Origin of the sequence: Pseudomonas sp. S5F11 (assembly GCF_019641515.1) — a bacterium.
Lineage (GTDB): Bacteria > Pseudomonadota > Gammaproteobacteria > Pseudomonadales > Pseudomonadaceae > Aquipseudomonas > Aquipseudomonas rhodesiae.
Window position 1 is genome coordinate 3,715,107 of sequence record NZ_JAIFJZ010000001.1, and the last position, 14,685, is coordinate 3,729,791.

Genomic DNA, 14,685 nt, shown 5'->3' on the forward strand with positions numbered 1-14,685 from the left:
GTACGTCATTGAGGACGCAGGATGATTCCCAGGTTTTTACTCGCAGTCGCCACCGCGCTGCTGCTGACGGCGTGTGCCAAAGATGCCGCCAAACCCGACACCGCCGCCGAGGCTGACGCCGATACCGCGGCGGTCGAGCTGCACTTCCATGCGATTGCCGGGCTCAACCCCAGCGCCAATGGCCAGGCCGCGCCGGTACGGGTGCGGATTTTCGAACTGAAGAACGCCGCCACCTTTGCCCGTTCCGACTATTTCTCCCTGGCCGACCGCGCGCAATCGACCCTGGGCCTGGACCTGCTGGACCAGGACGAAGTGACGGTCCAGCCCGGCCAGCAGTTGAGCATTCAGCGCGACCTCGACCCGTCCACGCGCCAGATCGGTTTGCTGGTGGGCTACCGCGAACTCGACCGCGCGCAGTGGCGCACGGTGATCAACGTGCCGGCGCGTCAGTACACCGAATACCAGATCAGCCTCGATGTGCGTGCGGTGCGCGCCGACGTCGTGGTTACCCCATCCAGCCCTGCCCAATAAGCAATCGGAGCCCCCATGTCCTGGAACAATCGCGTGGTCTGGTCGGAAGGCATGTTCATCGGAACGCAGCACTTCCAGCAGCATGACCGTTACCTGGAAAACCTGATCGACGCCCGCAGCCGCCCGTTGTCCGCCGGTGCCTGGGGCTTTTCCGAGTTGCTGATCGACCAGGGCCTGTTGGCCCAGGGCAAGCTGGCCATCGTCACGGCGCGGGGCCTGTTGCCGGATGGCACGCCGTTCAATATCCCTCAGGACGACCTGGCGCCGAGCCCGCTGAACATCGATGACAGCCTGCGTGACGGCCTGGTGTACCTGGCCCTGCCGCTCAAGCGTGCCGGCGTGCGCGACACCGTCGACGAAGGCGAGGCCCTGGAAGCCGCGCGTTACGTGAGCCAAGTGCGTGAAGTGCGCGACGACAACGCGCCGTTCGAAAATCGCGCGCCGGTGGCCGTAGGCTCCCGCGCTTTGCGCCTGTTGACCGCCCAGGATGGCATCAGTGATTACGCGGCCATCGGTGTGGTACGCATCAAGGAAAAACGCGCCGACCGCGCGCTGGTGCTCGACGACAGCTACATCCCACCCGTGCTGGACGTGGCCGCAAGCAAACCGCTTACGGCATTTCGCAGCGAACTGCTGGGCCTGTTGCACCAGCGTGGCGAAGCTCTGGCCGGCCGCGTGGTGGCCTCGGGCGCTGGCGGCGCGTCGGAAATCGCCGACTTCATGCTGCTGCAACTGGTCAACCGCGCCCAGCCGCTGATCCAGCATTTCAGCCAGTTGAGCCCGCTGCACCCGGAGCGTTTCTTCAGTGAACTGGTAAGCCTGGCCGGGGAGTTTTCCACGTTCTCCACCTCGGGCCGGCGCCCTCAGGAATACCCGCAGTACCAGCACGACGACCTGGCCGTGAGCTTCGCCCCGGTGATGGCGGCGTTGCGCGAGGCGTTGTCGATGCTGATCGACAGCAAAGCCACGCCGATCCCGATTGTGGAAAAAGCCTACGGCATCCACGTGGCGATGCTGGCCGACAAGACCCTGCTCGACAACGCCAGTTTCATCCTGGTGGTACGTGCCGATGTGCCTGGCGAAACCCTGCGCGCGCGCTTCGGCCAGCAGAGCAAAGTGGGTTCGGTGGAGCACATCCGCGACATGGTCAACCTGCAACTGCCGGGCATCGGCCTGGTGCCGTTGCCGGTGGCGCCGCGCCAACTGCCGTACCACGCAGGCTCGACCTACTACGAACTGGACCGGGGCAGCGAGCACTGGCAGCAACTGAGCAATTCCGGTGGTTTTGCCTTCCATATCGCCGGGCAGTTCCCGGGCTTGAACCTGGCCTTCTGGGCGATCCGAGGATAATCCGCGATGCATCCCAATGATGACGACCGCACCCAGTTCATGCCGCGCCCGGGTGGCCGTGCGCCGGAACCCGCGCGTGCAGAGCCCGCGCCTTTGTCAGTGCCCGCCGCGCCGATGCTCACCGGCAAGAGCCAGGGCCTCAACCCGCTGGAAAGCGCCGCCGGCCCGCTGCTGGCATTGCTGACGCGGCTGCGCAACACCATCGCCCACCCGGCGCCGGCCAGCCTGCGCGCGCAACTGTTGGCCTACCTGCGCCAGTTCGAAGAGCGTGCCGAGGCCGCCGGCGTGGCGCGCAACGAAGTGCTGCTGGCGCGCTATGCGCTGTGTACCGCCCTGGATGAGGCGGTGCTGAGCACGCCGTGGGGCAGCACCAGCGAGTGGGGCAAGCAGAGCCTGTTGATCACCGTGCATAACGAAGCCTGGGGCGGCGAAAAGGTCTTCCAGTTGCTCGACCATTGCCTGCAAAGCCCACGGGAACGCTTGTACCTGTTGGAGCTGTTGTACCTGTGCATGTGCCTGGGTTTCGAAGGTCGCTACCGCGTGATGAACGACGGCCGCAGCCAGTTGGAAGCCTTGCGCGAGCGCACCGCTGCGGCGATTCGCAGCGCCCGTGGCGAGCACGAGCGCGAGTTGTCGCCGCATTGGCGCGGCGTGACCGTGGCGCGAGATCGCCTGGCGCAATTTATGCCGCCGTGGATCGCCGTGGCCATCGGCCTGGCGCTGCTGCTGGCGCTGCTGTTCGTCTTGCGCATGCTACTGGCGGGGCAGGCCGAACCGGTGTTCAAGAATATCCATGCCCTGGGCGAGATCCCGGTGCAGAGCATCGATCGCCCTGTGGCGCAGCCCAAGGTCATCGAACGCCCGCGCCTGGCCGGCTTCCTGGTGGACGACATCAAGGCTGGCCGGGTGGCGGTGGAAGATGCCGTCGACCGCTCGGTGGTGACGATCCGTGGTGACGAACTCTTTGCGTCCGCCAGTTCCAGCATCGTCGATGACTATCAGCCGTTGATGCTGCGCATCGCCGACGCCATCCGCAAGGTCAAGGGTCAGGTGCGCGTGACCGGGCACAGCGATAACCGCCCGATTGCCACGCTGCGCTTCCCATCCAACTGGGCGCTGTCTGAAGCACGGGCCAAGTCGGTACTGGAGATCCTCGCCGCCAAGACCGGCCAGGGCGAGCGCTTCAGCGCCGAGGGCCGCAGCGACACTGAGCCGGTGGCCACCAACGCCACCGCCGAAGGCCGTGCCCGCAATCGTCGGGTTGAAATCACCGTATTGGCGGAGGGCGTCGAGTGAAGGCGTTTTTCAGTTTTATGATTCGCTGGGTGATCCCGGTACTGGGCCTGATCGCCCTGAGTCTGATCATCTGGTTTGTCGGGCCGTTGCTCGACGTGCTGGTGCCGCAGGGGCGCCGCTGGGCGTTGATCGTCCTGATGTTCGCGGTGTGGATCGCCTATCGCGTGTTCCGCATTATCCAGGCGCGCCGTCAGGCCGCCGAAGTGATGCGCAGCCTGGCGGCGGACGCCCCGGTGGACCCCAACAGCGTGGCCACCGCCGAAGAACTCGCCACCCTGCGCCAGCGCATGGACGAGGCCCTGGCGCTGCTCAAGAAAGCCAAACTTGGCGGCGACGAGCGGCGCAACCTCTACGAACTGCCGTGGTACGTGATCATCGGCCCGCCGGGTTCGGGCAAGACCACCGCACTGGTCAACTCCGGCCTGCACTTTCCGCTGGCCGCGCAGCTGGGCGCCGGGGCGGTGCGTGGCGTCGGCGGTACGCGTAACTGCGACTGGTGGTTCACCGACCAGGCCGTATTGCTCGACACCGCCGGCCGCTACACCACCCAGGACAGCAACTCGACGGTGGATAAAGCCGCGTGGCTGGGCTTTCTCGACCTGCTGAAAAAACAACGCTCGCGCCGCCCCATCGACGGCGCATTCATTGCGATCAGCCTTTCGGATTTGCTGCTCGGCACCGACGCCGAGCGCGCCGCCCACGCGGCGGCGATTCGCCTGCGGATCCAGGAGCTGTACACGCAATTGGGCGTGCGGTTCCCGATCTACCTGATGTTGACCAAACTCGATTTGGTCCCTGGTTTCATGGAGTTTTTCGACAACCTGAGCAAGGAAGAGCGCGCCCAGGTCTGGGGCATGACCTTTGCCCTGGACGACGGCAAAAGCACCGACAGCCCGCTGGCGCATCTGCAAAGCGAGTTCGCCGGCCTGGAACAGCGCCTCAACGAACGCTTGGTGGAACGCCTGCAACAGGAGCGCGATCCGGCGCGGCGCGACCTGATCTACGGCTTCCCGCAGCAATTCGGGGCCTTGAAGGATTGCCTGCAGAGCTTCCTCGAAGGTGTGTTCAAACCCAACGCGTTTGAAGAGCGTGTGTTGCTGCGCGGCGTGTATTTCACCAGCGGCACCCAGGAAGGCAGCCCTATCGACCGCCTGATCGGCGCCATGGCCCAGAGCATGAACCTGGACCGCCAGCACTTGGCGCGCCAGAGTGGCACCGGGCGCAGCTACTTCATCGAAAAACTGTTCACCGCCGTCGCCTTTGCCGAACGTGGCCTGGTGGGCGTCAATCCCAAGGTCGAGCGGCGTCGCAAGTGGATCGCGCGCGGTGTCCTCGCGGCCACCGTGGCCCTGGTGGTGGTGGTCAGCGGCCTGTGGTGGGTCAGTTATCGCGCCAACCAGGCTTATATCGCTCAGGTCGACCAGAAGGTCGCGCCCTTGGGCCAGACCGTGCAAAACCTCAGCCCGGCACAGCGCGATGTGCTTGCGGTGCTGCCGCTGCTCAATGCGGTGAAGAACCTGGCGGGGGATTCGCCGAGTTGGTCCGAGGGCCTGGGGCTGTATCAGGGCGACATGCTCGAAGCCGAGTCCGCCAGCGTCTACCGCAAATTGTTGATTGCCGTATTCGCCCCGCGACTGGTGACGCGCATCGAGGAACAACTGCACGGCGGCGGCAATTCCGACTTCCTCTACGAAGGCCTCAAGGCCTACCTGATGCTCGCCGACAGCGAGCACTACGACCCGGACTTCATCAAGGCGTGGATTGCCCTGGACTGGGACCGCAACCTGCCACGGGACCTGCCGGCCGATCAGCGCCAGGCGCTGACCGGGCACTTGCAGGCCCTGTTCGAACGCCATCCGCCGAACGCACGCCTGGACCCGCGCCTGATCGACGACCTGCGTCGTCAATTGCAACAACTGCCGGTGGCGCAGCGTGTGTATGACCGGGTCAAGCGCCAGAAACTGCCCGACGGTATCCCGGACTTTCGCATCAACGAAGCCGCCGGGCGTGATGCCGCGCTGGTGTTCAGCCGCAAGAGCGGCAAGCCTCTGGGCGAGCCGTTGAGTGGGTTCTTTACCGCCAAGGGTTATCGTCAGGCCTTCCTGCTGAGCAGCCTCAACCAGACCGGCACCCTCGCCGAAGAACAGTGGGTGCTGGGCCACGAACAGGCCGATCAACAGAACGTGGTGAGCCTGGCCGCCGATGTGCGGCGCCTGTATTTCCAGGACTACCAGCGCCAATGGGACGCCTTGCTGGCGGACATCGACTTTGTGCCGATCACCAGCGTGGCCCAGGCCGCCGACGTGCTGCGGGTGATCTCCGGCCCGACGTCACCACTGAAAAAACTGCTGGTGGCGGTGGCCAAGGAAACCGATCTGCAAGCCGAAGAACGCCAACTGGCCGCCAAGGGGGTGCCGGTCGAAGGCGGCGTCGACAAGCTCAAGGAACGCCTCGGCAGCCTGTTGGGGCAGGAGCAAGCTACGTCCAACGCGCCGGCGGCGACAGACGATCCAGTCACTGCGCACTTTGCCGAACTCAACAGCATCGTCAGCAAGAACGAAGGCGAACCGGCGGCCATCGACGGCCTGCTGGCGGACATGAATGCGCTGTATGTGCAGGTCAGCGCCATGGTCGGCGCCAGCGGCGATGCGTTGCTCGGCGAGGCGAAGAACCAGGCTGCGGCTGCGGCCACACGTGTCAGCCTGAATGCCGAGCGCCAGCCGCCGCTGGTGCAGGGCATGGTCAAGTCGGTGGTCAACTCCACCACCAACAGCATGATGGGTGGGGTGCGTAACCAACTGAACGCGGCGTGGGTCAGCGAAGTGGTCAACGTGTACCGCCAGTCGCTGGCAGGACGTTACCCGATGTCGCCGGGCAGCGCACGGGACGCCACCCTGGATGACTTCGGCCAGTTCTTCGGCGTGGGCGGGGTGATGGACAACTACTTCCGCAAATACCTGCAACCCTACGTGGACACCTCCGCGCAGACCTGGCGCTGGCAGCCGGGCGCGGCGCAGAAACTGGGGATCGCGCCGGGCGTGCTGCAAACCTTCCAGCGTGCCGCGACGATTCGCGATGCGTTCTTCCGCTCCGGCGGCACCCAACCGATTGTGCGGTTCGAGCTTAAACCGGTGTCGATGGACCCGAGCATCACCCAGTTCCTGCTCGACCTCGACGGCCAGCAACTGAGCTACGACCATGGCCCGAGCCGCCCGGTGGCGATGCAATGGCCGAACCCGGGCAGCATTGGCGTGGTGCGTATTTCCATCATGCCGCCATCGGCCAGTGGCCGTTCGGGCGTGACCCTTGACGGCCCGTGGGCGTGGTTCCGCCTGCTGGAACAGTCGGACCTGACCCCCGGCAATTCGCCGGACCGTTTCAACCTGCGCCTGCGGGTCGACGGTGCGAGCATCGCGTACGAGCTGCGCGCCAACAGTGCTTTCAACCCGTTCAAGAGCCGCGTGCTCAGCGGCTTCAGCCTGCCGGAGCGGCTATGACGACGTTGGGTTTCTACGGCAAATTGGCCAGCCGTGGCGATTTCGTCAGCCGCGCCTTGCCCCAGAGCTTTATCGGCCCGTGGGACAGCTGGCTGGCGGCGGGGTTGCTCGCCAGCCAGAACAGCCTGGGTGGTGACTGGCTCAATGCGTACCTGGTCAGTCCGCTGTGGCGCTTTGTGCTGGCGCCGGGTGTGTGCGGGCCGGACGCCGCCGCAGGTGTGGTGATGCCGAGCATTGACAGGGTCGGGCGGTATTTCCCGCTGGCAGTGGTGGCGCTGCTGGATCACGACACCAACCCCGCCTCGCTGGTGGGGGGGCCGGACGCCTGGTTCGAGCAGGCCGAGCAGTTGCTGCTCGGCACCCTGGACAGCGGCGCAACCTTCGAAGGCTTCAACGAGGGCCTAGACCGCTTGGGCGTGCCGACCACCGAACCGCGTGCGCTCGACAGCCGCTTTGCGGGCTTGCAACGCGTCGCCGCGACCGTGCCCCAAGGGCGACTGGCCGCGCTGGCCGAACAGGCCTGCGAGGGCGCTAGCCTGTGGTGGGGCCGGGGCTCGCAACAGATTTCTCCTGGTTTATTGCGGTGTCAGGGCCTGCCTGCCGCCAGCGATTTTGCGCAGTTTTTGCTCGGACAAGAAGGTGTGGTGTAGATGGGGTCGACGTACAAATCCGCGAGCAAAAGCCATGTGGGCATGGTGCGCCAGGTCAACGAAGACGCCTGCCTGGACCTGCCGGAGAACCGCCTGTGGGTGGTGGCCGACGGCATGGGCGGGCATGCGGCGGGGGATTATGTCAGCAGCTTGATCGTCGACAGCCTGCGCAATGTGCCGCTGGGGCGCTCGCTGGATGAATACACGGCGGCGCTGCGCAATGATTTGGTGCGCATCAACGCCGCCGTGCGCGAAGAGACCGCCCACCGTGGCGTGACCATGATGGGCAGCACCGTGGTGCTCCTCGCCGCTCGTGGCCTGCGTGGCGTATGCCTGTGGGCCGGCGACAGTCGCCTGTATCGCCTGCGCGATGGTGTGCTCGAAGGCATCTCCCGCGACCACAGCTACGTGCAAGACCTGCAAGACAGCGGCCTGCTCAGCGAAGCCGAAGCCCGTGTGCATCCGCGCGCCAACATCGTCACCCGCGCCATCGGCGTGGAAGCGCACCTGAACCTGGCGACAGTCGACCTGTTAATCGCCCCGGGGGACACCTACCTGCTGTGCAGCGATGGCCTGAACAAGACCGTCGAAGACCATGAGATCCGCGAAGTGCTCGGCCATGACACGCCGGATGAAATCGTGCGCAGCCTGGTGCACCTGGGCCTTAACCGCGGCGCGCCGGACAACATCACCGCCATCGTCGTGAAGGTATCGGCATGAACATCCTGATTCCGGGTTATGACATCGAAGGCGAGATCGGCGAAGGCGCCATGGCCAGCGTGTACCTGGCGACCCAGCGCTCGCTGGAGCGCAAGGTGGCGTTGAAGGTAATGGCAGCGGCCCTGGCGGCCGACCCGAGCTTCTGCGAGCGTTTCCTGCGCGAGGGCAAGACCCTGGCGCGGCTGTCCCACCCCCACACCGTGACCATCCATGACATCGGCAATGTCGGTGAGCTGTACTACATGGCCATGGAATACCTGCCCAACGGCACGCTCAAAGAGCGCATCGCCGCCGGCATGACGCCTGAGCAGGGCGTGACGTTGATTCGCCAGATTGCTTCGGCCTTGGGTTACGCCCATGCCCAGGGCCTGGTGCACCGCGACGTCAAACCGGCGAACATCCTGTTTCGCGCCGATGGCACGGCGGTGCTGTCGGACTTCGGCATCGCCAAGTCCCTGGACGACCGCACCCAATTCACCCAGGCCGGTTTCGCCGTGGGCACCCCGAGCTACATGAGCCCGGAGCAGGCGCGCGGCCAGGAGATCGACGGGCGTGCCGACCTCTACGCCCTCGGCGTGGTGCTGTATGAAATTCTGGTGGGCGAGCTGCCGTACAACGGCACCGATGCGCTTTCCACCGCCCTGGCCCACCTGACCGAACCGTTGCCGGAATTGCCGGTGCATCACGGCCGCTATCAAGGCGTGTTGCGCAAGTTGCTGGCCAAAGATCCCGCCGACCGTTTTCCGGATGCGGCGGCGTTGCTGCTGGCGCTGGACCAACTGCCGGCGGATTCGCCGGAAGCCACGTTAGTGCGGCCGGTGGCTCTGCCGCTCAGTTTCGACCTGGCGGGGATGACGCCGGAATCCATCGAGATTCCTACCGGCAAACCAGAGCCACAGCCCACGCCGCCGCCAGCGCGCCAGCCGGTGGTCACCCCGACCCAGCACGGCGAGCAACGGCGCGGACCGGTGTTGGCATTGGCGGCCGTGGCGGTCGCGGTGGCATTGGCCATCGGCGGCAGTTATTGGTGGATGAGTCGCAGCGATACGCCAGTGCCGCCGCCCACCGCCAGCCAGCCGAAACCGCCACAAACGCCGACTGCGCCGCCAGAGGTCAAACCGGCAGTGGCCGAAGCGGACGGCGGCGGCCGCCCGTTGCTGATGGCGGGCAAGAAAACCTTGTTCCAGCGCGTGCTGAGCAAGCCCGGCGCGAAACTCTCCGGCGACGCCGGCAGTGCGCCGGGCAAGGCGCTGCCGGCGTTCTCCGTGCTGTACGTGTACCAGCGTAAAGACGTGGGTGGCCAACCGTGGGTGCGCGTCGGCGCCGCCACCGATGGTCGCAGCGACGGCTGGTTGCCGGCCACTCAGGTCAGCGACTGGAAGCAGAGCCTGGTGCTCAAGTTCACCGAACGCTCGGGCCGCGCGCCGGTGATGTTCCTGCGTCAATCCGGCGAAGTGGAGAAATTGCTCGCCGACCCCGCCGCCGCCAAAAACGTGCTGGCCAAGGCGCAGAAAAATAGTGAAGACAACGGCCAGGTGCTGGCCTTGGAACCGGCCGCCAGCGCGGTGCCGCAGAACCAGTTTTATCTGCTGCCGATCTTTGATTCCAAAGAAAACTTCGACGAAAACGGCCAGCCGGTGCAGTTGCTTAACGTAGCGTCCATCGACCCCGGCAGCAGCCCCGTGGCCAAGCCCGCAACGCCGATACTCAACGCCAACGCCGATGCGTTCCGCACGGCCGTGGTGTTGGTGGTGGACACCACTGTGTCGATGCAGCCGTATATCGACCAGGTCCGCGACGTGGTACACGAACTGCAAACCCGCATCGCCGAACGTGGCGAGCTGGACAGCGTGAGCTTCGGGTTGGTGGGCTTCCGTAACAGCATCAAGAAAACCCCTGGCCTGGAATACGTGGCTAAAACCTTGATCACCCTCGATCAGGGCCGCGACCCGCAACGCTTTCTCGACATGGCGCGCCAGGTCAAAGCCTCTACGGTCTCCAGCCACTCGTTCAACGAAGATGCGTTTGCCGGGGTAATGCAGGCCGTCGAGGGCATGGACTGGTCCGGCTACGGCGGGCGCATCATCCTGTTGGTGACCGACGCCGGCGCACTGCGCAAGAACGACCCGTTCGCCGCCACCCAGATGAACGAAGCCGAAGTGCGCCAGGCTGCGTTGGGCAAGCAGATCAAAATCTACGCCCTGCACCTGCGCACCGACGCCGGCAAGAAAACCCACGCCGGCGCCGAAAGCCAGTACCGCATTCTTACCGCCGACGCCAACCCACAGATCGGCGACCTCTACACGCCGGTGCCGGGCGGCGACGTACGCAAACTGGGCGAGCGAGTGGATGAGATCGGCACGGTGTTCGCCAACCTCGTTCACCAAGTGCGCAGCAACACAGCGCAAGCGGTGCCGACGCTCAGCTCGGCACCAAGCCTGGCGGATAAATCCGCGGCGGTCGGTTATGCGATGCACATGGACTTCCTCGGTCGCAAAACTGCGAGCCAGGCGCCGCAACTGGTCAGCGCCTGGACCGCCGACCGCGACCTGACCAACCCGGCGCTGCCGGCGTTCCAAGTGTGCGTGATGCTGACCAAGCTGCAGCTCAACGATTTGCAGCAATCGCTCAAGCTGATCGTCGACGCCGCGCGCAAAACCCAGACCTCACCCAAGGACTTCTTCCAGGAAATCGCCAGCGCCTCGGCCTACATGAGCCGCGACCCGCAGGCCCTGCGCAAGGGCGGCAACCTGGCCGACGGCGGCATCCTCGGCGAATACCTGGAGGGCCTGCCGTACCGCAGCAAGTCGCTGAACATGACCCAGGATTTGTGGTTGTCGCTGAGCGTGGCCGAGCAGGAAGACTTTATCGACGAGTTGGATTCGAAAATCCGCCTCTACGAAACCTTCCACAACGACGTGGCCAACTGGGTCCGTTTCGGCGATGCCGAGCCGGGCGACGCGTTGTACCGCGTGCCCTTGTCGACGCTGCCGTGATGCTGAACCTGAGCGCCGTGCACAAGAGCCGGGGCGCCGGTAGCCAGCGCTACAGCCTGGTGATCCCGGCGCTGCACCTGCGTGCGGGCGAGCAAGTGGCGATAGTCGGGCCCAGCGGCTGTGGCAAAAGCACCTTGCTGGACCTGCTCGCACTGGTGCTGGCGCCGGATCAGGTAGGCCGCTTTGAATTCAATCAACAGGACATTGCCGGGCTGTGGCGCGCCGATCAGCAATCGACCTTGGCCCGGTTGCGCAGTCAGCACCTGGGTTACGTGTTGCAAACCGGCGGGCTACTGGGGTTTCTGGATGTGCGCGGCAATATCGCGTTGTCTCGCCAGCTACTTGGCCTGAAGGATGACGGCAGCGTGGCGCGCCTGGCCGACCAATTGGAGATCAGCGATCAGTTGGGCAAGAAGCCTTCGGCGTTGTCGGTGGGCCAGCGCCAGCGCGTCAGCTGTGCCCGTGCCTTGGCCCATGCGCCGCAACTGGTACTGGCAGACGAACCCACGGCGTCCCTCGATCCGTTGAATGCCGAGCGGGTCATGCACGCCTTGCTGGCTCAGGCCCGTGAACATCGCGCCGCCTGTGTGATCGCCACCCACGATGAGCCGTTGGCTCGCGCAAGTGGCTTGCAGGTTCGACGCATCCATTGCCGACGCGACAACGACGGTGGCGTCACGGCGACGCTGGGGGAGGCCGGTTGATGCGCATTCCTCTGGTGGCGTCGATCGCCTGGCAGGACTACCGCAACGACGCGTGGCTGTCGGCCTGCTCGGTGCTGGCGTTGGTGGCGGTGATCGCACCGTTGCTGGTGTTATTCGGCCTGAAATTTGGACTGGTCAGCAGTTTGACCGAACGTTTGGAGACGGACCCCGCCACCCGTGAAATTATTCCGCTGGGCGGTGGTCGATTCAGCAGCGCGTTTATCGAGCAACTGGGTCAACGGCCGGACGTGGCGTTCGCCATCCCGCGCACGCGGCAGATTGCGGCCACGGCGCAGGTGGGCACATTGGTGCTGGAGATGCTGCCGACCGCGCCGGGCGATCCGCTGCTCGGCGGCTTGCCGGTGCCTAAGGGGCTGGAGCAGATCGTCCTGAGCCACACCGCCGCCGAGAAACTCGCGGCACGGCCCGGTGACTGGCTGGAGACCCGTTTCGCGCGGCAAGTGGCCGGGCGTGTCGAGGCGCGTGATACGCGGTTGCAGGTGCTGGCGGTGTTGCCCCTGGAGGCGTTCGCCCGGGACGGACTGTTCGCCGGGCTGGGCTTGCTCGAAGCGGCGGAAGACTATCGCGACGGCCGTGCTGTGCCGGCGCTGGGGTGGGACGGTGAGGCGGTGGGCGTGGGTGAGCAGCGCGTCTACCCGGCGTTTCGTTTGTATGCGCGCGGTCTCAACGATGTGGAGCCGTTACGAGTGTTTTTTGCGAGGCAGAACATGCTGGTGTCGACCCAGGCGTTGCGCATTGCACAGGTGCAATCCTTGAGTCGCAACCTGTCGATTGTGTTCTGGATCATCGCCGGGTTGGCATTGGCCGGGGCGTTCGCGGCGATTTTCGCCGGTGCCCTGGCCGCGGTGGCGCGCAAGCGTCGAGAATTGTCGGTGCTGCGCCTGCTGGGGTTTTCCACCGGTGCGCTGTTGCTGTTTGTGGTGTTGCAGGCGCTGTACAGCGCGGGGTTTGCCGCCGTGTTCAGCGCCGGGTTATACGGCCTGGCCGAGGCAGGGTTGAATCAATTATTCGTGCAGGTGCCGGGCGAACACGCCAGTCATCTGTTGGCGCATCACTATGGCTTGGCCCTGGTGGCCGTGCTCGGCGTCAGCGCCGTGGCGGCGGCCTGTGGCGGTTGGCGGGTGGCGCGTATCCAGGCTTCTGAAGGGATCAGAGATGTATAAGTTATTGGGCGCCTGTGTGGCGCTGAGCCTGGCCTCCCTGGCCTGGGCCGATGAAGCCAGCGACAAGCTGGACAACCCCAAACCGTTGCCGGATGACGTGAGCCTGCCGCTGCCCTGCGAAGGCAACATGGTGTTCCGCTACGCCTACGTGTTGGCCCAGGGAACCCTCGATGACCGTGAGATCAGCCTCGGTTACCCCTTCAGCGAAGGCGAAGCCGGTTACCAGCAGTCGTTTATCTCCGGCTACCGTCGCGACTTCATCAACGGTCAGTTCACCCTTAAAGACCTGCCCAAGGACTGGAGCAAAGTCATCACGCCGGTGATGCCCAAGACCGACGCCAAAACGCCGCTCAAACCGATGCTGTATTTCATCGGTAAGTACGAAGTGACCGCGCGCCAATACGCTCAGGTGATGGCCCAGGCGCAGTCCTTGGCCAGCGGCGAGCCGGCCCCGGCCTGTGACGCGCCGACCGGTATGGCCGCGCGTTTGCCCAAGGTGAAGTTGTCGCGGTTTGAGGCCGAGCGGTTCTCGGCGGTGTACAGCGCCTGGCTGCTCAAATATCACCGGGATGCGCTGCCGGTCAGTGGTCGCGGCTCGTCCGAGGACGATGGCGGTGTGGGCTTTGTACGCCTACCCACCGAAGTGGAGTGGGAATTCGCCGCCCGTGGCGCCCAGGCCGTGAGCCGTCAGGACCTGGAAGGGCGGCTGTTCCCGCGCCGCACCGAAGGCAGCGACAGTGACGGCCCGCTGGGCGACTACGCTGTCTTCAACCAAGTGGCCGGCGGTACTGGCCAGGCCGCGCGGTTGATGCCCATCGGCACCAAACTGCCCAACCCGATCGGCATGTTCGATGTGATTGGCAACGCTGCGGAAATGGTCCAGGAATCCTTCCAACTGGTCCACGCCGGCCGCCGTCAGGGCACCTATGGCGGGTTTGTGGTCAAGGGCGGTAATTACCTGGAAGGCGAGGGCACGTTGTTCACCGGCATGCGCCGTGAGTACCCATTGTTCGCCGCCGACGGCACCGAGCAAAGCAACGAGACCACCGGTTTCCGCGTGGCGATTGGCGCACTGTCGGCGCCGCGCTCGCGCTACAAGGAGCTGTTTGCGCAGTGGCAGAAAGAAGGTCGCCTGGCCTCGTTGACCGACGCCATCGACGACGCTCAGGACCCGACCAAGCGCCTGGACAGCATCATTGCCGCCAGCGTCGACCCCAAGCTGCAAGCCGAATTGGGCCTGGTCAACGAGGAACTCAAACGCAACGTATCGCTGATCGCTCAACAGCGCGAAGAAGCGGCGGGCAACCTGATCCAGTCGGCGGCCCTGGTGGCCGAGACGATCAGCAACTACAACATTCGGCTGATCAACTTGCAGAAGAGTCGGCAGCAGGCGGTGGACAACAAGGACGAAGCCAGCGCGCAGCTGTTCGCTACGGCCATCGACAATGGCCGAAGCGCGCTCGACGGCGCGGTGGCGATCTATATCGACAACCTGGCCACCGGCACCCGCTATACCGATGCGGTGATCCAGGCGCAGTTTCAACGGATCAAGGAAGAGTTGGATCGCAAACCGGTGCTCGGCAAGAGCCTGGTGACGCGCGCAACACTGTTCGTTCGCCATGTCGGCAACTACCGCAAGCAACAGCGGGCCGACCCGGCAACGATCTTGAAGGAATTGCTCGCAGCGAGCGGTCAGCGGTCTTGATCGTTGGCTGTATGGCGAGCTTGGAAGGGACTCAGGCGGCATCGGCCGTGCT

10 protein-coding genes are annotated in these 14,685 nt (G+C 65.1%); all 10 read left to right on the top strand.

Annotated elements, in window-relative coordinates; all coding sequences use genetic code 11:
- Nucleotides 1–21: 21 nt before the first annotated feature.
- From tssJ to K1567_RS16705, 10 genes are read left to right on the top strand one after another with little or no spacing between them, the layout of a single operon-like run.
- A complete protein-coding gene (tssJ, locus tag K1567_RS16660; protein WP_047881779.1) occupies nucleotides 22–531 on the top strand; it encodes a type VI secretion system lipoprotein TssJ in 510 nt (169 codons plus the stop codon).
- Between the two features lie 15 nt (nucleotides 532–546).
- The gene (tssK, locus tag K1567_RS16665; RefSeq protein WP_034101502.1) at nucleotides 547–1,881 is read left to right on the top strand and encodes a type VI secretion system baseplate subunit TssK; all 1,335 of its coding nucleotides are present in this window, start codon (nucleotides 547–549) and stop codon (nucleotides 1,879–1,881) included.
- A 6-nt stretch (nucleotides 1,882–1,887) separates the two neighbouring features.
- Nucleotides 1,888–3,177 carry a DotU family type VI secretion system protein gene (locus K1567_RS16670; protein WP_034101501.1) on the top strand — a complete coding sequence of 430 codons (1,290 nt, stop codon included), beginning with the start codon at nucleotides 1,888–1,890 and terminating at the stop codon, nucleotides 3,175–3,177.
- Complete coding sequence (gene tssM / locus K1567_RS16675) at nucleotides 3,174–6,674, top strand: type VI secretion system membrane subunit TssM (RefSeq protein WP_220698659.1); 3,501 nt, start codon at nucleotides 3,174–3,176, stop codon at nucleotides 6,672–6,674. The genes K1567_RS16670 and tssM overlap by 4 nt, the downstream gene beginning before the upstream one ends.
- A complete protein-coding gene (gene tagF, locus K1567_RS16680) occupies nucleotides 6,671–7,324 on the top strand; it encodes a type VI secretion system-associated protein TagF (RefSeq protein ID WP_034115463.1) in 654 nt (217 codons plus the stop codon). Before tssM ends, tagF begins: the two co-directional genes overlap by 4 nt.
- Nucleotides 7,325–8,044 carry a PP2C family serine/threonine-protein phosphatase gene (locus K1567_RS16685; protein WP_034115462.1) on the top strand — a complete coding sequence of 240 codons (720 nt, stop codon included), beginning with the start codon at nucleotides 7,325–7,327 and terminating at the stop codon, nucleotides 8,042–8,044.
- Nucleotides 8,041–11,040, top strand: a complete 3,000-nt coding sequence (locus K1567_RS16690) for a serine/threonine-protein kinase (protein ID WP_220698660.1) — start codon at nucleotides 8,041–8,043, stop codon at nucleotides 11,038–11,040. Before K1567_RS16685 ends, K1567_RS16690 begins: the two co-directional genes overlap by 4 nt.
- A complete protein-coding gene (locus K1567_RS16695) occupies nucleotides 11,040–11,744 on the top strand; it encodes an ABC transporter ATP-binding protein (RefSeq protein WP_034115460.1) in 705 nt (234 codons plus the stop codon). The genes K1567_RS16690 and K1567_RS16695 overlap by 1 nt, the downstream gene beginning before the upstream one ends.
- Nucleotides 11,744–12,928 carry an ABC transporter permease gene (locus K1567_RS16700; RefSeq protein WP_220698661.1) on the top strand — a complete coding sequence of 395 codons (1,185 nt, stop codon included), beginning with the start codon at nucleotides 11,744–11,746 and terminating at the stop codon, nucleotides 12,926–12,928. Before K1567_RS16695 ends, K1567_RS16700 begins: the two co-directional genes overlap by 1 nt.
- Complete coding sequence (locus K1567_RS16705; protein WP_220698662.1) at nucleotides 12,921–14,633, top strand: SUMF1/EgtB/PvdO family nonheme iron enzyme; 1,713 nt, start codon at nucleotides 12,921–12,923, stop codon at nucleotides 14,631–14,633. The genes K1567_RS16700 and K1567_RS16705 overlap by 8 nt, the downstream gene beginning before the upstream one ends.
- Nucleotides 14,634–14,685: the final 52 nt, after the last annotated feature.

Coding starts and splice junctions, on each gene's coding strand:
- K1567_RS16685 (WP_034115462.1), top strand. CDS start 7,325: ATGGGGTCGACGTACAAATCCGCGAGCAAAAGCCATGTGGGCATGGTG.
- tssJ (WP_047881779.1), top strand. CDS start 22: ATGATTCCCAGGTTTTTACTCGCAGTCGCCACCGCGCTGCTGCTGACG.
- K1567_RS16690 (WP_220698660.1), top strand. CDS start 8,041: ATGAACATCCTGATTCCGGGTTATGACATCGAAGGCGAGATCGGCGAA.
- K1567_RS16670 (WP_034101501.1), top strand. CDS start 1,888: ATGCATCCCAATGATGACGACCGCACCCAGTTCATGCCGCGCCCGGGT.
- tssK (WP_034101502.1), top strand. CDS start 547: ATGTCCTGGAACAATCGCGTGGTCTGGTCGGAAGGCATGTTCATCGGA.
- K1567_RS16705 (WP_220698662.1), top strand. CDS start 12,921: ATGTATAAGTTATTGGGCGCCTGTGTGGCGCTGAGCCTGGCCTCCCTG.
- K1567_RS16700 (WP_220698661.1), top strand. CDS start 11,744: ATGCGCATTCCTCTGGTGGCGTCGATCGCCTGGCAGGACTACCGCAAC.
- tagF (WP_034115463.1), top strand. CDS start 6,671: ATGACGACGTTGGGTTTCTACGGCAAATTGGCCAGCCGTGGCGATTTC.
- K1567_RS16695 (WP_034115460.1), top strand. CDS start 11,040: ATGCTGAACCTGAGCGCCGTGCACAAGAGCCGGGGCGCCGGTAGCCAG.